Consider the following 22,639-nt stretch of genomic DNA (forward strand, 5'->3'; position numbering starts at 1 on the left):
AGACCCCGGCATGAGCATGGCCCGCGACATTCCCGCAGAGACGACGATGACGGACGAGGCGCTGCTGGCGCTTTATGCCGCCGGCGACCCTGTGGCGGCGCGGACCCTGACGCTGCGGCTGGCGCCCCGTGTGCTGGGCTTTGCGGCCCGGCTGCTGGGCGGCGACCGGGCCGAGGCCGAGGATGTGACGCAAGAGGCGCTGCTGCGCCTGTGGCGGGCCGCCCCCGGCTGGCGCGCGGGCGAGGCCAAGGTCTCGACCTGGCTTTACCGGGTGGTGTCGAACCTGGCGACCGACCGGCTGCGGGCGCGCAGCCGCCACCGGCAGGGCGCGCTGGACGATGCGCCCGAGGTGGCCGACGACGCGCCCGGCGCCGTGGCGCAGATGATCGAGGCCGACCGGCAGGGGGCATTGGCGCGGGCGCTGGCGGCCTTGCCCGACCGGCAGCGCGAAGCGGTGGTGCTGCGCCATCTGGAAGGGTTGTCCAACCCCGAGATCGGCGCGGTGCTGGGGGTGGGAGTCGAGGCGGTTGAAAGCCTTGTCGCCCGGGGAAAACGCGCGTTGGCGCAGGCCCTTGCCGGCCAGCGCGAGGCGCTGGGATATGAAGGAGACTGAACGATGAACGATCGTGATCTTGACCGTCTCCTGGCCGAGGCCCGGACGACGCCGGCCCTGACCCCGTCTGACGATTTCCTGTCGCGGGTGCTGGCCGATGCGCTGGCAGAACAGCCGCGCATGGCTGCGGCCGTGCCTGTGGCCCCGCAAGCCGCGCCGCAGCGGCGACCTGGCCTTTGGGCTGCACTGTCCGCCAGCTTTGGCGGGGCAGGGCTGGTGGCGGGCCTTGGCTGCGCGGCGATGATCGGGCTGGCGGTGGGCTACAACAACCCCTCGGCCCTGACCTGGCTGACCGATGACTATCTTTCCACGGCTTCGGGCATCGAACTGGTTCCCGCCGCCGACATCTTCATGACCGAGGGTTGATCCATGACCGAACCCGTTGCCCCGCCAGCCGAAACGCCGCCGCCTGCGCCTGCGCCCGTCCGCACGGCGGGTTGGGTCAAGCTGCTGCTGGGCGTTTCGCTGGCGCTGAACCTTGCGGTGGCGGGCCTGGCCGCCGGGGCCTTCCTGCGCGACGGCGGGCCACCGCAACGCCGCGACCGCGATCTGGGCTTCGGCCCGCTGGGCGAGGCGCTGAGCCATCAGGACCGCAAGGCGCTGCGGGCTGAATTCCTGCGCAGCGCACCGGAGCTGGTGCGGGGGCGGGCGGAAATGCAGGCCGATTTCACAGCACTGGTCACGGTGCTGCGGGCGCCGGTGCTGGACCCGGCGGCGCTGGACAGCGCGCTGGCCACCATCGCGAACCGCAATGCCGAAATGCTGGCCAAGGGGCGCGAGGTGATTGCCGGCCATCTGAAGGCGATGTCGCCCGAAGCGCGGGCCGAATTTGCCGACCGGCTGGAAAAGGCGCTGAAACGCGCGTCGCGGCAGGATCGAGACAGCGACAAGGGCAAGGACAAGCCCGGCAAGGAGAAGGCCAGGGACAAGGAGCGCAAGGCCGAACCCCCGGCGCCCGCGCCCGACAACACGGGCAACTGAGCGCCGTCAGGCCGCGTTGCGGCTGAAGGTCACCACATTGCGGCCGGCGGATTTCGACGACAGCAGCGCCTGATCGGCCCGGTCGACCAGGGTCGAGACATCTTCGGTCTGTTCGGACCGCCGGGCGCCCAGGGCCACGCCGATCGAGACGGTGACATGCAGCCCGTCGCCCGAGGGCAGCGTGACCGGCGCCTCGCACACCATCTGACGCAGGCGTTCGGCGACGCGCTCGGCCTCGGGCAGGGTGGTTTGCGGCAGGGCGACCAGAAATTCCTCGCCGCCGATGCGGGCCAGCATGTCGCTGAGGCGCAGGTTTTCGGACAGGCGGCGGGCCACTTCGACAAGGACGGCATCGCCGGCGGCATGACCGAAGCGGTCATTCACCGATTTGAAGCGGTCGAGATCCACCACCATGACCGCGAAATCAGAGCCTTCCGAGGCGGCCTGCGCGGCGATGCCGGCCAGCCGGGGCAGGGCGTAGCGGCGGTTGTAGATGCCGGTCAGCGGGTCGATGATCGACAGGCGCAGCCCGTCTTCCACCGTGGCGCGGATGCGGTCGGCCTGCCGCTTGCGGGCGATCAGCGTGCGCAGGCGGGGGGCAAGCTCATGGTCGCACAGGCGGGCGGACAGCACGTCATCGGCGCCCATGTCGAAGGCCATGACGGTGGTTTCGTCATCTTCGCCGGGGGTGATGATGCAGGTGGCGCTGTGGCGGGTGCCGGCGTGGCTGCCCAGTTCCGACATCAGCCGCAGGCCGCCGCCGGGGGCGTCGAGATCGGCCTCGACCACAAAGACATCGGGGATGGTGGAATCGCGGGCGGGCGGCAGGGCCAGTGCCTGTTCGCGCGACATCACCACCAGCCCGTCGCGCATCTGGCGGCGCAACTGGTGTTTCCAGGCCAGCGCCAGTTCGACCCGGCTGGTGACAAGGGCCACGGTGCCGGCGGGCGTGAACGGGGCGGGGTCAAACGGGGCGGCACCTTCGGCCATGCCCAGGATCGAGGGCGCTTCATGCCCCCAGGCGCGGGTGACGAAGCGCGCCTCTTCGCGCAGGCGCAGCAGGTTGCGCATCCGGGCCAGAAGCGCGGCATCGTTCAAGGGGCGGCTCATCACGTCATCGGCGCCGGCGGCCAGGGCAAGGCCGCGGTCGGCGGCGCCGGGGCTGGCCGACAGCGCGATGACGGGGATCGCGCGGGTCAGCGGGTTGGCCTTCAGCCGGCGCAGCACCTCGGGCCCCGGCAGATCGCGCAGCGACAGGTCCAGCAGCACAAGATCGGGCGCGGCGTCCTGGGCAAGGCGCAGCCCGGTGGCACCGTCGGCGGCCAGCAACGGTTCGTAGAACGCGTCGCTGAGCTTGACCTTGTAGACGATGCGGTTTGTCGCCGTATCATCCACGATGAGGATTCGCCCGTGCATGGTTTCTCTCAGCCCAATCTGGCATTCACCGCTTGATGGTGAGCAATGTGTTACCGAGAAGGTTAACAAATCCTTTCAAAGTGTCGGGATGCGCCGCCGGAGGGCGCACGACTTCGCGAGGGGATTGTGAAGACAGACTTAATTTCTGGGGATAACTTTGCCATGAACCCTGACACCGCGCAGACCCTTGCCTTGCAGGCGCTGGCCCATCTGGCCGCGCAGGAGGACGCCTTTGCCGAGTTCCTGGCCGCCGCTGGCACCAGTCTGGACGAGGTGCGGGCACGGGCGGGCGATCCTGACCTGCTGGCCTCGGTGCTGGATTTCGTGCTGGCCGAGGACGAGCGCGTGCTGGGCTTTGCCGCGGCGGCCGGTGTGGCGCCCGAAACCGTGCTGCGGGCGCGGGGGGCGCTGTCGGGGGGCGAGATTCCGCACTGGACGTGATTGCCTTTCACCGCGCCGACACGCAACACTGCGACACTGACCGGAACGGGGAGGCTGCGGACGGCATGATTGACGGGATCGTCTTCGACAAGGATGGCACGCTGTTCGATTTCCGCATCAGTTGGGGGCGCTGGGCCGAGGACTTTCTGGCCGGTCTTGCACGGGACAGGGCGCATCATGCCGCAATGGCCGAGGCCATCGGCTATCTGCCGGCCGAGCGCAGCTTTCGCCCCGACAGCGTGGTGATTGCGGCGACGGCCGCCGATATTGCGGCGGCGCTGCTGCCGCATCTGCCGGACCACGACCTGACCAGCCTGCGCGCCACCATCGACGAAGCCGCCGCCGGCGTGACCATGTCGGAGGCCGTGCCGCTGGTGCCGCTGTTCACCGCGCTGCGGGCGCGCGGCCTGCGGCTGGGTATCGCCACCAATGACAGCGAAGCCCCGGCGCGGGCGCATCTTGAGGCGCATGGATTGACCGGGTTGCTGGATTTCATCGCCGGTTACGATTCCGGCTATGGGCCGAAACCCGGCCCCGGCATGTGCCAGGCCTTTGCCGCCTCGCAGGGGCTGGACCCGGCCCGGGTGTTCATGGTGGGCGACAGCCTGCATGACCTTGAGGCGGGCCGTGCGGCGGGAATGCGGACGCTGGCGGTGCTGACCGGCATTGCCACCGCCGGCGATCTGGCCCCCATGGCCGAGGCGGTCTTGCCCAACATCGGGGCCATTCCGGCGCTGCTGGACGGCATTTCCGGCTGAGTTTGGCAGGGTCATGCGCTGAAAGCGACATATTTGCGTCGCCAAAAACGCGACGGCGGCGGGCGCTGGGGTCATCTTCTGGGGAAGACGATTTCCAGGGGGACGATCCATGACCGATGACCAGGGCCGCAAGCGCCGCGCCGGAGGCCGTGCCGGCATGAAGGCACGCGCCGGATCGGCGGCCATCGAGCAGATGCCCTGGCGGATTCCGCTGAACCCCGACCGCCCGACCGAGCCGCTGGATGCCGAAGGCGTGCAGCGGGTTCACAAGGCGGCGATGCGCATCCTGTCCGAGATCGGGATCGAGTTCCTGAACCCCGATGCGGTGGCGCATCTGAAAAAGGCCGGCTGCATCGTCAACGGAACCAATGTCCGCATGGACGAGGATTTCGTGATGGAAATGGTCGGCCGCGCGCCCGAGACCTTTACCATCACCCCGCGCAACCCGGACCATGAGATCATCATGGGCGGCAAGCACATGGTCTTCGTCAACGTCTCGTCCCCGCCGAACGCCTGGGACATGGAGCGCGGCAAGCGGTCGGGCGATTTCGAGACGTTCAAGGAATTCATGAAGCTGACGCAGTATTTCAACTGCATCCATGTGGCCGGCGGCTATCCGGTCGAGCCGGTGGACATTCACGCCAGCGTTCGCCACCTGGACTGCCTGCATGAAAAGCTGACGCTGACCGACAAGGTGGTTCACGCCTATTCGCTGGGGGCCGAGCGGGTGGAAGATGTGATGGAGATGGTCCGCATCGCGGGCGGTCTGTCCCATTCCGAATTCGACGCGCGGCCGCGGATGTATACCAACATCAACTCGGTCAGCCCGCTGAAGCATGATTTCCCGATGCTGGACGGGGCGATGCGGCTGGCCAAGCGCGGCCAGCCGGTGGTGGTGACGCCCTTCACGCTGGCGGGCGCGATGGCGCCGGTCACCATGGCGGGCGCGGTGGCGCTGTCGATTGCCGAGGCGCTGGCGGCGATTGTCCTGCTGCAATACATCGCGCCGGGCTGCCCGGTGGCGATCGGCACCTTCACCAGCAATGTGGACATGAAGTCGGGTGCGCCGGCCTTTGGCACGCCGGAATACATGCGTGCCACCCAGATGACGGGGCAGTTGGTGCGCTTCTACGGGCTGCCGATGCGCGCCAGCGGCGTTTGCGCCGCCAATGTGCCGGACGGGCAGGCGATGTGGGAAACCTCGAACAGCCTGTGGTCGGCGGTGCAAAGCCGGACCAACATGGTCTATCACGCGGCGGGCTGGCTGGAGGGCGGGCTGATCGCCAGCCCCGAGAAGTTCATCATGGACTGCGAAGTGCTGCAGATGATCCAGCGGTACTTCGAAGAGGCCACCTTCGCCAGCACCGACGACGACCTGGCCTTCGATGCCATCCGCGACGTGGGGCCGAACGGGCATTACTTCGGCGTCCAGCACACGCAGGACAGGTATCAGACCGCCTTCTATGCGCCCTTCGTTTCGGACTGGCGGAATTATGAGGCCTGGCAGGCCGACGGGTCGGTCTGGACGGTCGAGCGGGCGCACCGGATCTACAAGCAGATCCTGGCCGAGTTCGAGGCGCCGGCGATGGACGATGTGGCGCGCGAGGAGCTGACCCGCTTCGTGGCCCGCCGCAAGCAGGAAGGCGGCGCGCCGACCGACTTCTGACGGCCCGCCTTGCCGCCCCGTCTTACCGCATTGTTAACCGCCGCCCCCTAGCCTTGGCCGGGGAATCAGCTTGGGCTGCGGGATGTTCGGACTGCTGTTGCGCGCCTTTCAAAGCTATGTCTGCACCACCTTCGGGCCACGGCCCTGGGGGCAGGTGCTGACGCAGGTCGGCTTCATGGGCGAAGGGTTCGAACCGCTGCTGCCCTATGACCGGCCCCTGTTCGACCGGGTGCTGGCCACCGCGGCCGAGATTCTGGAGCGGCCGGTCGAGACCGTGCTGGAGGATCTGGGAACCCATATCGTCACCAATCCGGCCTATCCCGCGCCGCGGCGGCTGTTGCGCTTTGGCGGCGCGACCTATGGGGATTTCCTGCTGTCACTGGAAGAACTGCCCGACCGCGCCCGGCTGGCCCTGCCCGAGGCGGCGCTGCCGCCGGTGATGCTGGAGGAGACGGGGCCCAGCCAATATGTGCTGTCCTGCCCGCTGGCGCTGCCGGCGCTGGGCCATGTGCTGACCGGCATCCTGCGGGCCATGGCCGATGATTACGGGGCGCTGGTGGTGATCGAACCCGAACCGCTGCCCGATCCGGGGGTGGCGCTGTCGATCCGGCTGCATGAACCCGAATTCGCCGCCGGCCGCAGTTTCCGGCTGGCCCCCAGGGATGCGGCGCATGGCTGAGGGCGCGGGGACGCGGCGCGAAGGGATCTGTCTGCCGCAGGCCGCGCTGAACCGGCTGATGCCGCTGCATGTGGTGATTTCCGCGCAGGGGCGGGTGCGGGCGGCCGGGCCGACGCTGCAGCGGCTGTTCGCCGGGCAAAGGCTGGTGGGCCGGTCGATCCTGACGCTGTTCGAGATGCGCGCCCCGGCGCGGATTGTCGACATGGCGGGATTTGCCGCGCGGGTGGGCCACAAGCTGAACCTTCTGCCGCGCGGCACGGCCCCGGCCTTGCGGCTGCGCGGGTTGGCGGTGCCGCTTGGGGGGGCTGGCGGCGGCTATCTGGTCGATCTGTCCTTCGGCATCGACTGCCCGCGTGCGGTGGGGCTGCTGCAACTGAGCGAGGCCGATTTCGCCCCCACCGACATGACGATGGAGGTGCTGTATCTGGCCGAAGCCAATGCCGCCGTGCTGGCGGAAATGCGCGGGCTGAGCGGGCGGCTGGACGGCGCGCGGTTGCAGGCCGAGGAAGAGGCGCTGACCGACCCGCTGACCGGGCTTCGCAACCGCCGGGCCAGCGACAGCCTGCTGGCGCGGCTGTGCCGCGAAGGCATCGGCTTTGCGCTGCTGCATCTGGACCTGGACTATTTCAAGCAGGTGAATGACCGGCTGGGCCATGCCGCGGGCGACCATGTGCTGGGCGTGGTGGCCGGCATCCTGCGTCGGCAATGCCGGTCGATGGATTCGCTGGCGCGGGTGGGGGGCGATGAATTCGTGCTGATCCTGCCCGGTCTGGTGGACGAGCTGCGGGTGGCCCGCATCGCCACCCGCATCATCGAGGAGCTGCGCCGGCCGATCGCCGTTCAGGATGAAAGCTGCAGGATTGCGGGCAGCATCGGCTATGTGGTGGTTCCCGAAGGGGCGGGGTCCGACCCGGCGACGGTGCTGAAGGCGTCGGATGCCGCGCTTTATGCGGCCAAGAAGGCGGGGCGCAGCCAGGTGCAGCAGGGGCAGGCGCGGCCCGGGCGGCAGGCGGAGGTGGTGCCCTGACCGCCGCGTCAGCCGGCCAGCGCCCGCAGATGGGCGGGCAGGCCGGTCAGGCTGTCCAGCCGGGCATAGCGCGGGTTACCGACCGGCTCTTCCGCGGCCTCAAGCGCCCAGGTCAGGCCATGGGGCACATAAACCCCGTAGGCCCCGGCGGCGAGGGGCGGCAGCACATCGGATTTCAACGAATTGCCCACCATCAGCGCCTGACCGGCGCCGGTGCCGTGACGGGCAAAGATCCGGGCATAGATGTCGGGCGTCTTGTCCGACACGATTTCGACCGCATCGAACAGGTCGCCCAAGCCCGATTGCGCCAGCTTGCGTTCCTGATGCAGCAGATCGCCCTTGGTGATCAAGAGGATGCGGAAATCGCCGGCCAGCGCGGCCACGGTTTCCCCCGCGCCCGGCAGCAGTTCGACGGGATGGTCCAGCATGGCCCGCCCGGTGCCCAGCAGTTCCGAGATCACGCTGGCGGGCACGCGGCCTTCGGTCACCTCGATGGCGGTTTCGATCATCGACAGGGTGAAACCCTTAACCCCGAAGCCATAGGCGCCGATGTTGCGCCGTTCGGCGGCCAGCAGCCGGTCATGCAGATGGTCGGGCGCGGCATAGGGGGCCAGCAGGTCGGCGAAGCGATCCTGCGTCAGGCGGAAGTAGGCCTCGTTCTGCCAAAGCGTGTCGTCGGCATCGAATCCGATGGTGGTGATCATCTGCGCCCCCCTTGCCGGCGGGTTTTGCAACGCCGCGGCGAGGCGCGCAATGCCGCCCCCCTTTTCGTTGCGGCAAAATCGGTTATATTTCCGTCATCACCCACCCTGCCGAATCCTGAAAATCGGAGCAGCCCCCCGTGTCGCATCGCCCCCTGACCCTGTCCGACAAGACGGATGGACCGCGCGATGACACGTCGATCCTGACCAAGCCCAAGACGCGGACCCAGCGCCCGCCGATGTACAAGGTGCTGATCCTGAACGACGATTACACGCCGATGGAATTCGTGGTTCATGTGCTGGAGCGGTTTTTCGGCATGAGCCACGCGCAGGCGTTCGACATCATGCTGGCCGTTCACAAGAAGGGGCTGGCCGTGGTGGGGGTGTTCAGCTTTGAAGTGGCGGAAACCAAGGTGGCGCAGGTGATGGACTTTTCACGCCGTCACCAGCACCCGCTGCAATGCACCATGGAAAAGGAATAGGGCGCCGCGCGCCTGCCCATGCAATCTTCCCGGCTTGAAATGGCGCTGGCCGAAGGCGCCCTTGTTCTGCCGCCCGAGGGGCGGATCGCGGTCTATCGTCCGCAGGCGGGCGACGACCTGTCGGCGCTGCCGCGCGAGCGGGTGGTGGTGCTGACGGGCTTTCGCCCCGATCATGATGCCTTCCGCGCCGCCGGCTATGCGGTGGACCCCGCGCCGCCCTATGCGGCGGCGCTGGTCTGCCTGCCGCGTGCGCGCGACCATGCCCGCGCCCTGCTGGCCGAGGCGGCGGCCGCGGTGGTGCCCGGCGGCCCGGTGGTGGTGGACGGGCAGAAGACCGATGGCATCGACCCGACGCTGAAGGATCTGCGCGCCCGGGTTGCGCTGGGTGAAACGCTGTCCAAGGCGCATGGCAAGCTGGCGGTGTTTCCCGCCGGCCCGGGGCTTGAGGATTGGGCCGCGCGGCCGCGTCCGGTGGAGGGGGGCTTCGTCACCCGGCCCGGCGTGTTTTCCGCCGACGGGGCCGATCGCGGTTCGGCCCTGCTGGCGGCGGCGCTGCCGGCGAAGCTGGGGCCCAAGGTGGTGGATCTGGGGGCGGGTTGGGGCTATCTGTCCGCCGCCGTTCTGGCGCGCGAGTGCGTGAAGCGGCTGGATCTGGTCGAGGCCGAGGCGGATGCGCTGGCCTGTGCGCGCGACAACATCACCGATCCCCGCGCGCAGTTCCACTGGGCCGATGCCACCGGGTTCCGGCCTGCGTCGCTGGTCGAGACGGTGGTGATGAACCCGCCGTTCCACACCACCCGCGCCGCCGATCCCGGCCTTGGCGCGGCCTTCATCGCCGCGGCCCGGCGGATGCTGGCGCCCGATGGCGTGCTCTGGCTGGTTGCAAACCGGCATCTGCCCTATGATGCCGCGCTGACAGAGCACTTCCTGACGGTTGAGGACATTGGCGGCGATGCCGCCTTCCGCCTGATCCGTGCGGCGAAACCCCGCCGCGCGACGCGCTGACAACCCCGAGGTTTCCATGAGCTTTTCCGTCTCTGGCAAGACTGCCATCGTGACCGGGGCCGCCAATGGCCTTGGTCTGGCCATCGCCCGGCATCTGGTGGACAAGGGCGCCAATGTGATGTTCGCCGATATCGACGAGGCGCGACTGGAGGCCGAGGTGGGCGACGAGGCCCGCGCCGAGGGGACGGTGCGGATGTTCGCGGGCGACCTGACGCAGAAGCTGACCATCGTCAACCTGCTGTCGGCTACGCATGAAGCCTTTGACAAGGTGGACATTCTGGTCAACGCCAGCCGCCGCGCGCTGCGGGCCGATGCGATGAACCCCGAGGAAGACGGGGTCGAGGCGATGTGGCAGCAGAATGTGATGACCGCGCTGCGCATGACGCAGATGACGGCCAAGCGCATGATCCAGACCGCCGAGCGCAACGGCACCGCCGGCGGCGGCACCGAGCGGGGCGCGGTCATCGGGTCGATCATCAACCTGTCGTCGATTGCGTCCAGCCGGGTGCAGCCGCGGCTGCTGGCCTATTCCATGGCCGCCGCCGCCATTGAACAGATGACGCGCACCATGGCCGTGGTGCTGGCGCCGCAGGGGATTCGCGTCAACGCGGTGTCCTTCGGCAGCATGATGAGCGCCAGCCTGCAGGCCGTGCTGAAGGAAGAACCGGAACTGCGCGGCCGCATCACCGCCGGCACCCCGCTGGGCCGGATCGCCGGGCCGGACGAGCTGGCGGAGACGGTGCAATATCTGGCATCCGATGCGTCGTCATTTGTCACCGGGCAGGTGATCCCGGTGGATGGCGGGCGCGGCCTGCTGGATGTGGTCGCCGCACCCGTCTTCTGAGCGTTACTCGGGATAGACCGCGCGGCATTGCGCGATGCCGGGTTCGGCCGCGCGCATCAGTTGCTTGCGCTTGGCCTTGAGCTGTTCCAGCAGCCGCGCCTCGTTCGCAAGGTCAATCGCCTTGGGCCGGGTGTGGGTTTCGACATCCCAGTCGCGGCAGGTGCCGGTGACCGGCGCGGGCGACGGGTTTTCGGCCGTGGGGCGGCCGGGCCGCAGGCAGGGCCGGAAGGTCGGGTAGCGGACCGTGTATTCCTCGATCGCATAGCCGCGCTTCAGGTTGCCTTCGGATTGGGCAATCAGCCTGTCGACGGTGCGCAGGTCACGGGTCACACGATTGATACATTGTTCCTGCGGGGTGCCGCAGGCGGCCAGAAGGGCCAGCAGGGGAAGGGCAAGACGTTTCATGGCGCACTCGGGTTGATGCGACTCGGGACGTGTCCGGGTCTGGGCCGAGACTAAACCTCTGCTCGCGATATGCCAAACTGGTTGGAAGCGGCTGCCCGGTTTGCTAGGCAGGGGCGCACGCAGGAGGGGAGCGCCGATGACCGAGGATTTCACAGACCGCAAGGACCGCGCGTCGGCCTGGTTCCGCAGCCTGCGCGACCGCATCACCGCCGCCTTCGAGGATCTGGAAACCCGCTTCGATGGCCCCGGCGCCCCCGGCCGGTTCGAGGTGACGCCGACCAGCCGCGCCGATGGTGGCGGTGGCATCATGTCGGTCATGCGCGGGGGGCGGGTGTTTGAGAAGGTGGGCGTGAACTGGTCTGCCGTGCATGGCACGCTGGGCGAGCGGGCGCAGAAGGCGATGGCGGCGCGCGGCGTGCCGGGCATGGCCGACGATCCGCGCTTCTGGGCCAGCGGCATTTCGCTGGTGGCGCATATGGTGAACCCGCACACCCCGGCGGTGCATATGAACACGCGGATGTTCTGGACGCCGGGCGCCTGGTGGTTCGGCGGCGGGGCCGACCTGAACCCCTGTCTGGAATACCCCGAGGATACGGCGCATTTCCACGCGCAGTTGCAGGCGGCCTGCGACGCCCATTCCCCCGACTACTACAGCCGGTTCAAGGCCTGGGCCGATGAATACTTCTTCGTGCCGCACCGGGGCCGGGCGCGCGGCGTGGGCGGCATCTTCTATGACGATCTGAACACCGGCGACTGGGAGGCGGATTTCGCCTTTACCCAGGCTGTCGGCAGCGCCTTCCTGCCCGCCTTCCTGCCGGTGACCGAGCGGCGGCTGGGCACGGTCTGGTCAGACTCCGACCGCGAGGCGCAGCTTGTGCATCGCGGGCTTTATGCCGAATACAACCTTGTCTATGACCGTGGCACCAAGTTCGGGCTGGAAACCGGCCATGATGCAAGTGCCGTGCTGATGAGCCTGCCGCCGGTGGCGAAATGGCCGTAACCGGAGGGCCCGACATGGCCGATATCACCATCCGCGCCGCCTATGCCTCGGTTGTGGAAGACGAGGGGCTGCTGTTCATCGGCTTTGCCGAGGGCGAGGATGACGACGAGCCCTATCTGCTGTTCCGTCAGCCGCTGGCCGGTGGCCCGGTCTGGATGGAAGTGACGGATGAGGATTTCGGCGCCGAAGACGCGGTGGAGCGGATCGAGGCGGGGCCGCAGGGCCTGCGGCTGACCATCCGCAAGGCCTGCGTGCCGGCGCTGGGCTATGCCGGGCAAATCGCGGTGCGGATCGGCCCCGACTGCGAGGATGCCGCCCCCGCCCTGGCCGCGCTGCGCGACATGCTGGCCGGCGTCTGGGCCGAGGACTGAGCTGCATTCCGGGCGCCTGGCTTGCAGGCGCCCGGAACGCGGTGCCGGGGCTTACTTCATCGGGCTGCGGTAGGTCATCCGGCGGACCGAGCCGGTTTTCGAGCGCATCAGCAGGGTTTCGGTGGTGATCCAGCCGGGTTCGCGCTTGATGCCGGCCAGAAGCGAGCCGTTGGTGACGCCGGTGGCGGCGAAGATCACGTCGGCGCGGACCAGATCGTCGCGGGTATAGACGCGGTCGAAGTTGGTGATGCCGGCCTTCTTGGCGCGGGCGCGTTCGTCATCGTTGCGGAACAGCAGCTTGCCGAAGAACTGCCCGCCCATGCATTTCAGCGCGGCGGCGGCCAGCACGCCTTCGGGCGCCCCGCCCGAGCCCATGTACATGTCGATGCCGGTGACTTCGGGTTCGGCGCAGTGCATGACGCCGGCCACGTCCCCGTCGGTGATCAGGCGGATCGAGGCGCCGGTCGAGCGGATTTCCCGGATCAGGTCTTCATGGCGCGGGCGTTCCAGCACGCAGACGGTGATGTTCTCGGTGGAAACGCCCTTGGCGGCGGCCAGCGCCGAGACGCGCTCGGACGGGGTCATGGTCATGGTGACGACGCCGGTCTTGTAGCCCGGGCCGATGGCCAGCTTTTCCATGTACACATCGGGGGCGTGCAGCAGCGTGCCGCGCGGCGCCATGGCGATGACGGTCAGCGCATTGGGCATGTCCTTGGCGGTCAGCGTGGTGCCTTCCAGCGGGTCCAGCGCGATGTCCACGGCGGGGCCGTGGCCGGTGCCCACCTCTTCGCCGATGAACAGCATCGGCGCCTCGTCCCGCTCGCCTTCGCCGATGACGACTACACCGGCGATGTCCAGTTCGTTCAACTGGTCGCGCATGGCGTTGACGGCGGCCTGATCGGCGGCCTTTTCATCGCCCCGGCCAATCAGCCGGGCGCTGGCCAGCGCGGCCGCTTCGGACACACGGGCAAGGCCCAGCGAAAGCAGGCGATCCTGGAAGATACTGGCGTCGGACATGGGGGTCTCCGTCCCTGAGGCTTGGTTGCGACCGCTCTAGCCGGGGCCAAGGGGCGCGGCAAGGATGGTGACGCTAACGGGGCCCAGGGTTTTTCCGGCGGTCCGGGGCCGGGGCCCCGGCGGTCAGACCTCTTCGATGCGGATGGCGATGGGCCGGTCCACCAGAACGCCGGTGCGGTCGAACTGGGTCAGGGCATGGCCGATGTCGGCGGGGCTGGCCTTGTGGGTGACGATCAGGACGATGGCGTCATTGTCGGCGTCGCCGGGCTGGTTGATCTGGCGCATCTGGTCGATGGAGATGCCGGAATCGCCCAGGCAGGTGGCGATCTTGGCCAGCGCGCCGGGTTTGTCGAGCAGCGTCATGCGCAGGTAATAGGGCGCGGGCGTGGCGGCGCGGGCGGGCACGGGGGCGGCCAGATCGGCGGCGGGAAGGCCGAAGGTGGGCACGCGGAAGCCGCGGGCAAGGTCGATCACATCGGCCATGACGGCGCTGGCGGTGGGGCCTTCGCCGGCCCCGGGGCCGCGCAGCACGATCTGGCCGACGCTGTCGCCTTCCAGCACCACCATGTTGGTGCCGCCCTGCAACTGGCCCAGCGGGCTGGCCGCGGGCACAAGGCAGGGGGTCATGCGCTGTTCCAGGCCACGGCCCGTCAGTTGCGCGACACCCAGCAGCTTGATGCGGTAGCCCATTTCATCGGCGAGGCGGATGTCGTCGATCGAGACATTGCCGATGCCTTCCAGTTCCACCGCATCAAAGCTGACGCGGGTGCCGAAGGCGATGGCCGCCAGAAGCGACAGTTTGTGACCGGCGTCGATCCCCCCCACGTCAAGGTTGGGGTCGGCTTCCAGATAGCCAAGCTGGCGGGCCTCTTCGAAGACGGTCTCATAGGGCAGGCCGGCGGCCTGCATCCGGGTGAGGATATAGTTGCAGGTGCCGTTCATCACGCCCATGACGCGGCGGATGCGGTTGCCGGCCAGACCTTCGGTCAGCGCCTTGATGACGGGGATGCCGCCGGCGACGGCGGCTTCGAAACGGATGGTGCGGCCGGCGGCTTCGGCGGCAAGGGCAAGGGCCTGGCCGTGGTGGGCCAGCAGGGCCTTGTTGGCGGTGACCACATCCTTGCCGGCGGCAATGGCGGCCTCGGTCGCGGCGCGGGCGGGGCCTTCGTGGCCGCCCATCACCTCGACGAAGACATCGACATCGGGGCGGGTGGCCAGGGCGACGGGATCGGTTTCCCAGGCATATCCCGACAGATCGGCATCGCGGTTCTTCGTGCGGTCGCGGGCCGAGACGGCGGTGATGGTGACAGGCCGGCCGCTGCGGGCGGCGATCAGCGCGGCTTCGCGCTGGACGATCTTGACGACGCCGATTCCGACCGTGCCGAGACCGGCGAGACCAAGACGAAGCGGAGCGGCGGACATGGACGGGCCTTTCGGTTCCTGGGTTCCCTGACCCAGCCTGTTAGCTGTTCGCCGCAACGGGCGCAACGCAGGGTTAGGGTTGCGCGGCTTCGGCACGCAGGCGGGCGGCGCGGGCGCGCAGAAGGGCGGCCTGCGAGACAAGGCCCTCGGACGCAGGTTCGGCAGCGGCGGGGGCGCGGTCCTGTGCGATCAGATCGTCCAGCGGCAGCAGCACCGGCTTTTCGGGGGTGGGATCGGCCGGCATGGCGGCAACTTCGGGAAACTGCGTGCAGCCCGTGACCAGGCCAAGCGCCACAACCGCGGCAAGGCGGGCGGACCCGGGCAGTTTGCGAAGGGGGGCGTGATCGGTCATGCCGGCATCCTAGCCGCGCCGCGCCGCGGGCGGAAGGGCTGTCTCCTGGGTCAGAGCGTGGCCGGGCAGGGCTGTTCGATCAGGCAGACCCGGCGCGCATAGCGCGGGCGGGTGATGACAAAATTGTCGAACGTATAGCTTGAGCCGGTTCCCAGCCCGAACAGGCCCAGTTCCCTGGCCGGGTTCGACAGGACGAAGAAAGTGGGGGTGAAGCCCACCTCGGTTTCGACCAGCACCGCGGAATCGCGATCGGCCATCACGGGAATCCGTTCGGTGGCCATGGCCGCCAGCTCCGTCTTGGTCAGCGGTGGCACGGCGTTGTTGGGCGATTTCGAGAAGAGGACGTAATATTCCTTCTTGGTGGCATCCCATTGGAACGAGGTGATGCGCATCCGCACCGGGGCGCCGCCGGTCAGGTATTCCATCGACTTCTGCATACCGTTCACGAAGTTCATGTCGATGTCGCTTTGCCGCGAGATCAGGTCCGAGACGGCGTAATTCGCCTTCTGCGCCATGTTGATCGCGCGGAAACTTTCCCAATAGACGAACAGCGCCAGGAAGGCCCAGATCAGCAGGGGCAGAAGGATAAGGAACTCTGTCATGACCAGACCGTCCTCGCGGCGCGAGAACTGCCGGATGCGTGAGACGAGGGAACGCATACCGCTTGCTCCTCAGTACGGTTCGGTCACGACCAGGGTCGAGGTCATGATCTGATAATCGCCGGTGAGCGAGTCGGCCCGAAGCCCCAGGCCAAGGCCGGTGGTCGGGAAGATCGGCTTCGCCGTGGTGCAGATCCGCACGACCATGATCTGGTTGGCGCTGCCGGCCGAGACCTTGCCGGATTCCAGGCTGACCAGCTTGCCATTGCCATCGCCGCAATAGGCATTGTCGCCCGGGATGACCCAGGTCGAGGTGTTGACCGGCGCGATCCAGACCTTCAGCTTGCTTTTGCAGTCGCCCAGGATCGGGGTCGCGTCGCAGATCAGGTCGCGCAGCTTGTCATGGTTGATTTCGGCAATGTTTCCAAGGCGGAAGTCGCGCATCACCAGATCAAGGCCGCGGTCCATCGAGACATAGCGCAGCGTGTAATAGCCCGCCTCGACCGAGGCCATGAAGATGCCCACCACGACCGGCACGAACATCACGAATTCGATCGTGGCGGTTCCGTCTTCGCGCCGCCACAGACGGCGCAGGCGCCGGGCCATGCGCGACAGCAGGGGGCGTGTCATTGCGTCAGCCTCAACTGGCTGAGGTTCGAGGCGATGAGCGCGAAGGCCGTCTTGATTTCAAGGCCGTTCACATCGAAGAAATAGGTCGAGGACGGGCTTGAGGCGCAGTTGCGGATCGCATTCGCGCCGCGGTTGTCGGTCTCGAACGCGATGCCGTAAACCAGCATACCCTTGCTTTTGGCCTGGGCGCAGATGTCGTTCAGGTTGGCGTCCATGGTGGGCGTGTTGTCGTGGGTGTTGGTCCAGTCAAGATAGCTGCGGAACTTGTTCTTCCATTCGGCATAGGTGGTGTTCATGCAGCTTGTGGTCGTGCACAGGGCGCGGGCGTAAAGCTGCCAGGCCACCCAGTCGGTATGGGCGTAGGACCAGACCTCGTTCCAGGAAAGCCGGGTGGTGTTCGTATAGGTCGCCGTGGTGGAATAGCAGGCCGAGCCCGAGGGGGCGGTGCCGTTCCAGGGCCGGGAATGCCAGGCGCCAAGGTGCGGAACATAGAAGGGGCGGCTGTTGCACAGCTTGGTGGTGGTCGAGGAATCGACCTTGCTGGCCACGAAGATCGACATGTATTTGTCGTTCGCGCGCCAGATGTCCGATTTCGTGGTGCCGAGATAGGTGTCCGAGAACCGCTCCTGGTCGAAGTTGGCGCCGTCTGTCATCAGCACGATGACCTTGAGCGTTTCCTTGTCGCCATAGTCGGCCGGGCGGGTGCTGAAATAGGCCGGAATGTCGCCCGAGGTGACCATCGATTCCGTGATGCCGCGCGAGGTGGGGTCAAGCAGATAGGTGCCCCATTTCATGCCAAGGTCGATGGAGGTTGCGCCAACCGGAACAAGCCCGTCGATCTGTGCCTTCAGGGTTGTCTTGTTGTTGTTGTGCATCCGCACATAGTTTCCGGCGACCGGGCTGCACCAGAGGTTCGTATACAGCTTCCGCGTGGTGTCCCACTGGGGCTCCACGATCGCGACATAGCTGGTCGGGGTTGACATGTTCGTGGCCCAGGCCTGACCGAAGGGCGATTGCTTGATCGGCGTCGTGCGCGAAATCGTGGTGGTGCCGTAGGTATTGGTGGGCAGGTTCAGGCAATATGATTTCCCGGTCGCCCCGTTCGGCTGGCTGGTCGGGAATGTGTGCCCGCCGTTCACGTTGAATTTCGAGATCAGCGTCGGCCCAAGGTTCACCTGGCCGTTATAGGGCACGATGGTGATCGAGATCTTGTTCTCGGTATCGTTCTCAAGGACCGTATCGACGAAATCCTTTGCCGCCGACTTGAGGTTGTTGATGCGGCTGATCGTGTTGTACATTGACCCGGAAACGTCGAGAACCAGCGCGATTTCCACATTGGTGACCCGCTGTTCGGCCTGGCTGACGTTCAGCGCCTCCAGATAGGGCACGTCCATCATCGACATGAAGTGGTTGGGCGAATTCACCGTTGCCTTGGCGGTGACGGTGCGCGAGTTCATCGCCTGCTGGACATCGACGGTGTCAAGCTCCTCGTCGAGGCCGGATTTCTTGAACCAGTCCTCAACGACCGCGGTCGGGTTCAGCGTCTGTTTCAGGCTGGCCGCGGCAAGGGTGGCGCGGTCCATGGTGTTCTGCACCGAGACGCGCTTGGTTTCGAAGCGCATCATGTCAACCGCGATGCCGCCGATCAGGATCATCAGGAAGAAGAAGATCAGGATATGGACGGCCATCACCCCTGATGTGTCGCGGGCAAATCGGGCAGAGCGGCGGCCCAGTCCGTGCAATGCAATCCGCAGAAGGTTCTTCATGCCGGGCATCCTGTCAGGTCAAATTCATGTCCGAATGGAACAGGGACGTGAGTATTCTACCGGATTAGAGGGAGTCATCGGCCAAATTGTGGCGAGTCCGGGTCTGAGAGCCGACAATTGTGGGTTGAGGAAACGATTTGTACGGGTTTTCGGGATTGATGCCGGGCTGGCAACCGGCGCCCTCAACCCCCGATTGTGTCTGTGCGTCCGGCGCGCAGCATGGCGCTCGCCGGTGGCGAATCGGAGTGCCGGAACAGACTTCACAATGACGACGCAGAGGGTTGCCGTCAGGCATTTCGACAGATGCGCGACAGGTTTCGCTTGGCTATGATGCAGCGGTCGGCGGGCGAGGGGCCCGGAATGTGCCGGCACAGGGAGGATAGTAGTTATGACAGTGGCCACCCACGAGCCGGGCTTCCGCGACTCGGTCGATCTGATGTTCAATCGCGCGGTGCGCCTGATGGACCTGAGCCCTGGTCTGGAACAGAAGATCCGGGTCTGCAATTCGACCTACACCGTCCGTTTCGGTGTGCGCCTGCGCGGCAAGATCGAAACCTTCGTCGGCTATCGCTCGGTCCATTCCGAGCATATGGAGCCGGTCAAGGGCGGCATCCGCTTCGCCACCTCGGTCAACCAGGACGAGGTGGAGGCGCTGGCGGCGCTGATGACCTACAAATGCGCGCTGGTGGAAACGCCGTTCGGCGGTTCGAAGGGCGGGCTGTGCATAGACCCGCGCGCCTGGGAAGAGCATGAGCTGGAACAGATCACCCGGCGCTTTGCCTATGAGCTGATCAAGCGCGACCTGATCCATCCGGCGCAGAACGTGCCGGCGCCCGACATGGGCACGGGCGAGCGCGAGATGGCCTGGATCGCCGACCAGTATGCGCGGATGAACACCACCGACATCAACGCCAAGGCCTGCGTCACCGGCAAGCCGCCCCATGCCGGCGGGATTCAGGGCCGGGTCGAGGCGACGGGCCGCGGCGTGCAGTTCGCGCTGCGCGAATTCTTCCGCCACCCCGAGGACGTGGCCAAGGCCGGCCTGTCGGGCGGTCTGGAAGGCAAGCGCGTGATCGTGCAGGGCCTGGGCAACGTGGGCTATCACGCGGCCAAGTTCCTGAGCGAGGAAGACGGCTGCAAGATCATTGCCATCATCGAACGCGACGGCGCGCTGCTGAACGACGCCGGGCTGGAGATCGAGGCGGTCAAGGCGCATATGGCGGCCACGGGCGGGCTGAAGGGCTTTGCCGGTGCCACGCATGTGGCCGATGGTGCGGCGGTTCTGGAACAGGACTGCGACCTGCTGATCCCGGCGGCCATGGAAGGCGTGATCCATCTGGACAATGCCGCGCGCATCAAGGCGCCGCTGATCATCGAGGCCGCGAACGGCCCCATCACCTATGGCGCCGATGAAATCCTGCGCAAGAAGGGCACGATCATCATTCCCGACCTCTATGCCAACGCGGGCGGGGTGACGGTTTCGTACTTCGAATGGGTCAAGAACCTGAGCCACATCCGCTTTGGCCGGATGCAGCGGCGGGCCGAGGAATCGCGGTCGCGGCTGCTGGTCGAGGAGCTGGAGCGGCTGTCGGCCGACAAGGGCCTGGGCTGGACGCTGGGCCCGGACTTCAAGCAAAAGTTCCTGACCGGATCGGACGAACTGGCGCTGGTGCGTTCGGGCCTGGATGACACGATGCGCACCGCCTATCAGGCGATGCGCGAGATCTGGCATTCGCGTGCGGATGTCGAGGATCTGCGCGTGGCCGCCTATATCGTGGCCATCGACCGGGTGGCCAAGACCTACCGCTCGAAGGGCCTGTAAGCCCGCGCCCTAATGGGAATGTCCATGGTCGTGCCCGCAGGAACGGGCGTGGCCATGGGCATCGCCCGCCGATCCGGCGCGCATCTCGGCCAGCGCGTGGCGCAGGATCTGCACGGCGGAAGACAGGAACAGCCCCGACATCGCCGCCGCGACCACAAGGTCGGGCCAGGGCGTTGCCGTCAGCCCCACCAGCAGCGCCGCGCCCATCACCGCGACATTGCCCACGGCATCGTTGCGCGAACACAGCCAGACCGACCGGACATTGGCATCGCCGTTGCGGTAGCGCATCAGGATCAGCACGCTGGACAGGTTGGCGGCCAGCGCCAGCGCCCCGACCACGCCCATGACTTCGGCCCGCGGCAGGCCGGGGCCGAAGAACAGCCACAGGGTAGAGCCGAACACCCACAGCCCCATGGCCAGCAGCGACAGCCCCTTGGCCATCGCCACCCGCGCCCGGGTGGCCAGCGGCCGCCCGATCACCCAGAGCGACAGGCCATAGGTCGCGGCATCGGCCAGAAAGTCCAGCGCATCGGCCCGCAGCGCCTGCGACCCGGCCAGCGCCCCCGCCCAGAGTTCCACCCCGAACATGGCCCCATTCAGCCCGATCACCGCCCAGAGCGCGCGGCGGTAGGCCGCTGACTGCCCGTCAAAATTCACCTCATGGCCACACGCGGCAGACATGCCCGATCTCCTGTTTTCTTTCCGGTGAGTCGGGCGTAACCTCTACAGCGACTGTAGAGGCAAGGGGAAAGTGATGCGCGAGGTGACAATCGGCGAGGCGGCCCGCGAAAGCGGCGTCAAGGTCACGACCATCCGCTTCTACGAAGGGCGCGGGCTGTTGCCGGCCCCGCCCCGCAGCGATGGCGGGCAACGCCTTTACGGCGCGGATGACATCGCGCGGCTGCGCTTCATCCGCCATGCACGCGACCTTGGCTTCGACATGGCCGCGCTGGCCGATCTGCTGGATCTGGCCGGCCACCCCGACGCGCCCTGTGACAATGCCGACCGGCTGGCGCGCGACCGGCTGGTCGATGTGCGCCGCCGCATCGACGCGCTGCGCGCGCTGGAGTCCGAGCTGGAACGGATGATCACCGCCTGCCAGCATGACCGGGTGGCCCGCTGCGCCGTGATCGAAAGCCTGGCCGACCATGCCCATTGCGGCGGCCCCCATGCACGACTGGACTGACGCGCCGCCGGGGGCTGCGTCACCCGGACACAGCCTTGTGATGCCGGGGGCGGGACTGAAAGCGACAGCCTTTGTCGCGGTTGGGCAGGCTTGGCGCCGCCGCGCCTTGCAAACCGGGGACAAAGCCGGTTCACTGGGACCGGAACGACGGGAGCGGCAGGATGCGCTATTCGGGCCTGAAGGTCATTACCGAGGGGCTATTCGGCAACAAGGGGTGGAAACCCGCCTGGCGCAACCCGGCCCCGAAGCCGGCCTATGATGCCATCGTGATCGGCGGCGGCGGGCACGGGCTTTCCACCGCCTATTACCTGGCCAAGAACCACGGGCTGACCAATATCGCCGTGCTGGAGAAGGGCTATCTGGGCGGCGGCAACGTGGGGCGCAACACCACCATCGTGCGCGCCAACTATTTCCTGCCGGGCAACCAGGAATTCTACAGCCATTCGCTGAAGCTGTGGGAGGGTCTGGAATCCGAGCTGAATTACAACGTGATGCACAGCCAGCGCGGGCTGATCAACCTGTTCCATTCCGATGGCCAGCGCGATGCCTTTGCCCGGCGCGGCAATGCGATGATCACGCAGGGCGACGATGCCATCCTGCTGGACCGCGACGGCGTGCGTGAACTGCTGCCCTGGCTGGATTTCGAACAGACGCGCTTTCCCATCTATGGCGGGCTTCTGCACCCGCGCGGCGGCACGGCGCGGCATGACGCGGTGGCCTGGGGCTATGCGCGCGGCGCCGACCGGCGCGGCGTGGACCTGATCCAGAACTGCGAAGTGACCGGCATCGACATCGAGGGCGGCAAGGTCGTGGGCGTGCAGACCACGCGCGGCCCGATCCGGGCGCCCAAGGTCGGCATCGTGGTGGCCGGACGGTCCAGCCAGGTGGCGGCCATGGCCGGGATGCGGCTTCCGATCGAAAGCCATGTGCTGCAGGCCTTCGTCACCGAGGGGCTGAAGCCGGTGATCAACCATGTGATCAGCTTCGGCATGGGGCATTTCTACATCAGCCAGTCCGACAAGGGCGGTCTGGTGTTCGGCGGCGATCTGGACTTCTACGCCAGCTACGCTGCGCGGGGGAACCTGCCGATGGTGGAACATGTGATGGAAGCGGGCATGACGCTGATGCCGATGATCGGCCGCGCCCGTGTGCTGCGCAGTTGGGGCGGCATCATGGACATGTCGCCGGATGGCAGCCCCATCATCGACAAGACCCATGTCGAGGGGCTGTATCTTGACTGCGGCTGGAACTACGGCGGCTTCAAGGCGGTGCCGGCCAGCGGCTGGTGTATGGCGCATCTGATGGCGACCGACACCCCGCATGAGGTGGCCCGTCGCTTCCGCCTTGACCGTTTCGCGACCGGGCATCTTCTGGATGAAGAAGGCACCGGCAGCCAGCACAACCTGCATTGACCGCCATGCCTCATGTTCACCCGAAACGCCTCGCCAGACTGCCG

Annotated in this window: 26 protein-coding genes; 16 read left to right on the forward strand and 10 right to left on the reverse strand. The window is 67.2% G+C overall.

Annotation, left to right across the window (positions count from 1 at the left end; genetic code table 11):
- Positions 1 to 16: 16 nt before the first annotated feature.
- Genes C5F44_RS13335 through C5F44_RS13345 form a run of 3 tightly spaced genes read left to right on the forward strand, consistent with a single transcriptional unit; the run spans position 17 to position 1,594 of the window.
- Positions 17 to 613, forward strand: a complete 597-nt coding sequence (locus C5F44_RS13335; protein ID WP_412917551.1) for an RNA polymerase sigma factor — start codon at positions 17 to 19, stop codon at positions 611 to 613.
- A gap of 3 nt (positions 614 to 616) precedes the next feature.
- The gene (locus C5F44_RS13340; RefSeq protein WP_107674034.1) at positions 617 to 979 is read left to right on the forward strand and encodes a dihydroorotate dehydrogenase; all 363 of its coding nucleotides are present in this window, start codon (positions 617 to 619) and stop codon (positions 977 to 979) included.
- A 3-nt stretch (positions 980 to 982) separates the two neighbouring features.
- Entirely contained in the window at positions 983 to 1,594 is a 612-nt protein-coding gene (locus C5F44_RS13345; protein WP_107674035.1) for a periplasmic heavy metal sensor, read from the forward strand.
- A 6-nt stretch (positions 1,595 to 1,600) separates the two neighbouring features.
- On the opposite strand, the gene C5F44_RS13350 is transcribed toward C5F44_RS13345, so the two are convergent.
- Entirely contained in the window at positions 1,601 to 3,010 is a 1,410-nt protein-coding gene (locus tag C5F44_RS13350) for a diguanylate cyclase (protein WP_107674036.1), read from the reverse strand.
- Between the two features lie 162 nt (positions 3,011 to 3,172).
- Here C5F44_RS13350 and C5F44_RS13355 point away from each other — a divergent pair, with 162 nt between their 5' ends.
- The 5 genes from C5F44_RS13355 to C5F44_RS13375 all read left to right on the forward strand — a co-directional run bounded on the left by C5F44_RS13355 (position 3,173) and on the right by C5F44_RS13375 (position 7,581).
- A complete protein-coding gene (locus C5F44_RS13355) occupies positions 3,173 to 3,451 on the forward strand; it encodes a DUF3572 family protein (RefSeq protein WP_107674037.1) in 279 nt (92 codons plus the stop codon).
- Positions 3,452 to 3,516: 65 nt separating this feature from the next.
- The gene (locus C5F44_RS13360) at positions 3,517 to 4,209 is read left to right on the forward strand and encodes an HAD family hydrolase (RefSeq protein WP_107674097.1); all 693 of its coding nucleotides are present in this window, start codon (positions 3,517 to 3,519) and stop codon (positions 4,207 to 4,209) included.
- Between the two features lie 109 nt (positions 4,210 to 4,318).
- Positions 4,319 to 5,875, forward strand: coding sequence for a trimethylamine methyltransferase family protein (locus C5F44_RS13365; protein WP_107674038.1), 1,557 nt, complete (start codon positions 4,319 to 4,321; stop codon positions 5,873 to 5,875).
- Between the two features lie 82 nt (positions 5,876 to 5,957).
- Positions 5,958 to 6,554 carry a heme NO-binding domain-containing protein gene (locus C5F44_RS13370; protein WP_107674039.1) on the forward strand — a complete coding sequence of 199 codons (597 nt, stop codon included), beginning with the start codon at positions 5,958 to 5,960 and terminating at the stop codon, positions 6,552 to 6,554.
- Positions 6,547 to 7,581 carry a GGDEF domain-containing protein gene (locus tag C5F44_RS13375; RefSeq protein ID WP_146161950.1) on the forward strand — a complete coding sequence of 345 codons (1,035 nt, stop codon included), beginning with the start codon at positions 6,547 to 6,549 and terminating at the stop codon, positions 7,579 to 7,581. Before C5F44_RS13370 ends, C5F44_RS13375 begins: the two co-directional genes overlap by 8 nt.
- Before the next feature lie 8 nt (positions 7,582 to 7,589).
- Here the strand turns inward: C5F44_RS13375 and C5F44_RS13380 are convergent, their stop codons facing one another.
- Complete coding sequence (locus C5F44_RS13380; protein ID WP_107674041.1) at positions 7,590 to 8,285, reverse strand: HAD family hydrolase; 696 nt, start codon at positions 8,283 to 8,285, stop codon at positions 7,590 to 7,592.
- Between the two features lie 137 nt (positions 8,286 to 8,422).
- On the opposite strand from C5F44_RS13380, the gene clpS reads away from it, so the two are divergent.
- From clpS to C5F44_RS13395, 3 genes are read left to right on the forward strand one after another with little or no spacing between them, the layout of a single operon-like run.
- Positions 8,423 to 8,764, forward strand: coding sequence for an ATP-dependent Clp protease adapter ClpS (gene clpS / locus C5F44_RS13385; protein WP_107674042.1), 342 nt, complete (start codon positions 8,423 to 8,425; stop codon positions 8,762 to 8,764).
- An 18-nt stretch (positions 8,765 to 8,782) separates the two neighbouring features.
- Positions 8,783 to 9,769: a class I SAM-dependent methyltransferase gene (locus C5F44_RS13390; RefSeq protein WP_107674043.1), complete on the forward strand. Its 987-nt coding sequence runs from the start codon at positions 8,783 to 8,785 to the stop codon at positions 9,767 to 9,769.
- 16 nt (positions 9,770 to 9,785) lie between these two features.
- The gene (locus C5F44_RS13395; RefSeq protein ID WP_107674044.1) at positions 9,786 to 10,613 is read left to right on the forward strand and encodes an SDR family NAD(P)-dependent oxidoreductase; all 828 of its coding nucleotides are present in this window, start codon (positions 9,786 to 9,788) and stop codon (positions 10,611 to 10,613) included.
- Between the two features lie 3 nt (positions 10,614 to 10,616).
- Here the strand turns inward: C5F44_RS13395 and C5F44_RS13400 are convergent, their stop codons facing one another.
- Positions 10,617 to 11,018 carry a hypothetical protein gene (locus tag C5F44_RS13400; RefSeq protein WP_107674045.1) on the reverse strand — a complete coding sequence of 134 codons (402 nt, stop codon included), beginning with the start codon at positions 11,016 to 11,018 and terminating at the stop codon, positions 10,617 to 10,619.
- A 136-nt stretch (positions 11,019 to 11,154) separates the two neighbouring features.
- On the opposite strand from C5F44_RS13400, the gene hemF reads away from it, so the two are divergent.
- The gene (gene hemF / locus C5F44_RS13405; protein WP_107674046.1) at positions 11,155 to 12,018 is read left to right on the forward strand and encodes an oxygen-dependent coproporphyrinogen oxidase; all 864 of its coding nucleotides are present in this window, start codon (positions 11,155 to 11,157) and stop codon (positions 12,016 to 12,018) included.
- Between the two features lie 14 nt (positions 12,019 to 12,032).
- Positions 12,033 to 12,389 (forward strand): hypothetical protein, encoded by a 357-nt coding sequence (locus tag C5F44_RS13410; RefSeq protein WP_107674047.1) that lies wholly within the window; start codon positions 12,033 to 12,035, stop codon positions 12,387 to 12,389.
- Between the two features lie 51 nt (positions 12,390 to 12,440).
- On the opposite strand, the gene glpX is transcribed toward C5F44_RS13410, so the two are convergent.
- From glpX to C5F44_RS13440, 6 genes are all read right to left on the reverse strand, one after another.
- The gene (glpX, locus tag C5F44_RS13415) at positions 12,441 to 13,406 is read right to left on the reverse strand and encodes a class II fructose-bisphosphatase (RefSeq protein WP_107674048.1); all 966 of its coding nucleotides are present in this window, start codon (positions 13,404 to 13,406) and stop codon (positions 12,441 to 12,443) included.
- A gap of 123 nt (positions 13,407 to 13,529) precedes the next feature.
- Complete coding sequence (locus C5F44_RS13420) at positions 13,530 to 14,828, reverse strand: homoserine dehydrogenase (protein ID WP_107674049.1); 1,299 nt, start codon at positions 14,826 to 14,828, stop codon at positions 13,530 to 13,532.
- Between the two features lie 73 nt (positions 14,829 to 14,901).
- A complete protein-coding gene (locus C5F44_RS13425; protein WP_107674050.1) occupies positions 14,902 to 15,180 on the reverse strand; it encodes a hypothetical protein in 279 nt (92 codons plus the stop codon).
- Between the two features lie 50 nt (positions 15,181 to 15,230).
- Positions 15,231 to 15,839: a TadE/TadG family type IV pilus assembly protein gene (locus tag C5F44_RS13430; protein ID WP_146161951.1), complete on the reverse strand. Its 609-nt coding sequence runs from the start codon at positions 15,837 to 15,839 to the stop codon at positions 15,231 to 15,233.
- 12 nt (positions 15,840 to 15,851) lie between these two features.
- Positions 15,852 to 16,409, reverse strand: a complete 558-nt coding sequence (locus C5F44_RS13435; RefSeq protein ID WP_107674052.1) for a TadE/TadG family type IV pilus assembly protein — start codon at positions 16,407 to 16,409, stop codon at positions 15,852 to 15,854.
- The gene (locus tag C5F44_RS13440; RefSeq protein ID WP_181318268.1) at positions 16,406 to 18,175 is read right to left on the reverse strand and encodes a pilus assembly protein TadG-related protein; all 1,770 of its coding nucleotides are present in this window, start codon (positions 18,173 to 18,175) and stop codon (positions 16,406 to 16,408) included. Before C5F44_RS13440 ends, C5F44_RS13435 begins: the two co-directional genes overlap by 4 nt.
- Before the next feature lie 388 nt (positions 18,176 to 18,563).
- On the opposite strand from C5F44_RS13440, the gene C5F44_RS13445 reads away from it, so the two are divergent.
- Complete coding sequence (locus tag C5F44_RS13445; RefSeq protein ID WP_412917549.1) at positions 18,564 to 19,997, forward strand: Glu/Leu/Phe/Val family dehydrogenase; 1,434 nt, start codon at positions 18,564 to 18,566, stop codon at positions 19,995 to 19,997.
- Between the two features lie 9 nt (positions 19,998 to 20,006).
- Here C5F44_RS13445 and C5F44_RS13450 read toward each other — a convergent pair whose 3' ends face one another.
- Entirely contained in the window at positions 20,007 to 20,678 is a 672-nt protein-coding gene (locus C5F44_RS13450) for a cation efflux transmembrane domain-containing protein (protein ID WP_107674054.1), read from the reverse strand.
- A 73-nt stretch (positions 20,679 to 20,751) separates the two neighbouring features.
- Here C5F44_RS13450 and C5F44_RS13455 point away from each other — a divergent pair, with 73 nt between their 5' ends.
- Complete coding sequence (locus C5F44_RS13455) at positions 20,752 to 21,183, forward strand: MerR family transcriptional regulator (protein WP_107674055.1); 432 nt, start codon at positions 20,752 to 20,754, stop codon at positions 21,181 to 21,183.
- Between the two features lie 161 nt (positions 21,184 to 21,344).
- A complete protein-coding gene (locus tag C5F44_RS13460) occupies positions 21,345 to 22,595 on the forward strand; it encodes a sarcosine oxidase subunit beta family protein (RefSeq protein ID WP_107674056.1) in 1,251 nt (416 codons plus the stop codon).
- Positions 22,596 to 22,639 lie beyond the last annotated feature (44 nt).

It is taken from the genome of Fuscovulum blasticum DSM 2131 (assembly GCF_003034965.1).
Lineage (GTDB): Bacteria > Pseudomonadota > Alphaproteobacteria > Rhodobacterales > Rhodobacteraceae > Pseudogemmobacter > Pseudogemmobacter blasticus.

Coding starts and splice junctions, on each gene's coding strand:
- C5F44_RS13370 (WP_107674039.1), top strand. CDS start 5,958: ATGTTCGGACTGCTGTTGCGCGCCTTTCAAAGCTATGTCTGCACCACC.
- C5F44_RS13335 (WP_412917551.1), top strand. CDS start 17: ATGGCCCGCGACATTCCCGCAGAGACGACGATGACGGACGAGGCGCTG.
- C5F44_RS13365 (WP_107674038.1), top strand. CDS start 4,319: ATGACCGATGACCAGGGCCGCAAGCGCCGCGCCGGAGGCCGTGCCGGC.
- hemF (WP_107674046.1), top strand. CDS start 11,155: ATGACCGAGGATTTCACAGACCGCAAGGACCGCGCGTCGGCCTGGTTC.
- C5F44_RS13455 (WP_107674055.1), top strand. CDS start 20,752: ATGCGCGAGGTGACAATCGGCGAGGCGGCCCGCGAAAGCGGCGTCAAG.
- C5F44_RS13390 (WP_107674043.1), top strand. CDS start 8,783: ATGCAATCTTCCCGGCTTGAAATGGCGCTGGCCGAAGGCGCCCTTGTT.
- glpX (WP_107674048.1), bottom strand. CDS start 13,406: ATGTCCGACGCCAGTATCTTCCAGGATCGCCTGCTTTCGCTGGGCCTT.
- C5F44_RS13340 (WP_107674034.1), top strand. CDS start 617: ATGAACGATCGTGATCTTGACCGTCTCCTGGCCGAGGCCCGGACGACG.
- C5F44_RS13450 (WP_107674054.1), bottom strand. CDS start 20,678: ATGTCTGCCGCGTGTGGCCATGAGGTGAATTTTGACGGGCAGTCAGCG.
- C5F44_RS13430 (WP_146161951.1), bottom strand. CDS start 15,839: ATGCGTTCCCTCGTCTCACGCATCCGGCAGTTCTCGCGCCGCGAGGAC.
- C5F44_RS13355 (WP_107674037.1), top strand. CDS start 3,173: ATGAACCCTGACACCGCGCAGACCCTTGCCTTGCAGGCGCTGGCCCAT.
- C5F44_RS13345 (WP_107674035.1), top strand. CDS start 983: ATGACCGAACCCGTTGCCCCGCCAGCCGAAACGCCGCCGCCTGCGCCT.
- C5F44_RS13420 (WP_107674049.1), bottom strand. CDS start 14,828: ATGTCCGCCGCTCCGCTTCGTCTTGGTCTCGCCGGTCTCGGCACGGTC.
- C5F44_RS13410 (WP_107674047.1), top strand. CDS start 12,033: ATGGCCGATATCACCATCCGCGCCGCCTATGCCTCGGTTGTGGAAGAC.
- C5F44_RS13445 (WP_412917549.1), top strand. CDS start 18,564: ATGACAGTGGCCACCCACGAGCCGGGCTTCCGCGACTCGGTCGATCTG.
- C5F44_RS13375 (WP_146161950.1), top strand. CDS start 6,547: ATGGCTGAGGGCGCGGGGACGCGGCGCGAAGGGATCTGTCTGCCGCAG.
- C5F44_RS13360 (WP_107674097.1), top strand. CDS start 3,517: ATGATTGACGGGATCGTCTTCGACAAGGATGGCACGCTGTTCGATTTC.
- C5F44_RS13350 (WP_107674036.1), bottom strand. CDS start 3,010: ATGCACGGGCGAATCCTCATCGTGGATGATACGGCGACAAACCGCATC.
- C5F44_RS13400 (WP_107674045.1), bottom strand. CDS start 11,018: ATGAAACGTCTTGCCCTTCCCCTGCTGGCCCTTCTGGCCGCCTGCGGC.
- C5F44_RS13380 (WP_107674041.1), bottom strand. CDS start 8,285: ATGATCACCACCATCGGATTCGATGCCGACGACACGCTTTGGCAGAAC.
- C5F44_RS13435 (WP_107674052.1), bottom strand. CDS start 16,409: ATGACACGCCCCCTGCTGTCGCGCATGGCCCGGCGCCTGCGCCGTCTG.
- C5F44_RS13460 (WP_107674056.1), top strand. CDS start 21,345: ATGCGCTATTCGGGCCTGAAGGTCATTACCGAGGGGCTATTCGGCAAC.
- C5F44_RS13395 (WP_107674044.1), top strand. CDS start 9,786: ATGAGCTTTTCCGTCTCTGGCAAGACTGCCATCGTGACCGGGGCCGCC.
- C5F44_RS13440 (WP_181318268.1), bottom strand. CDS start 18,175: ATGAAGAACCTTCTGCGGATTGCATTGCACGGACTGGGCCGCCGCTCT.
- C5F44_RS13425 (WP_107674050.1), bottom strand. CDS start 15,180: ATGACCGATCACGCCCCCCTTCGCAAACTGCCCGGGTCCGCCCGCCTT.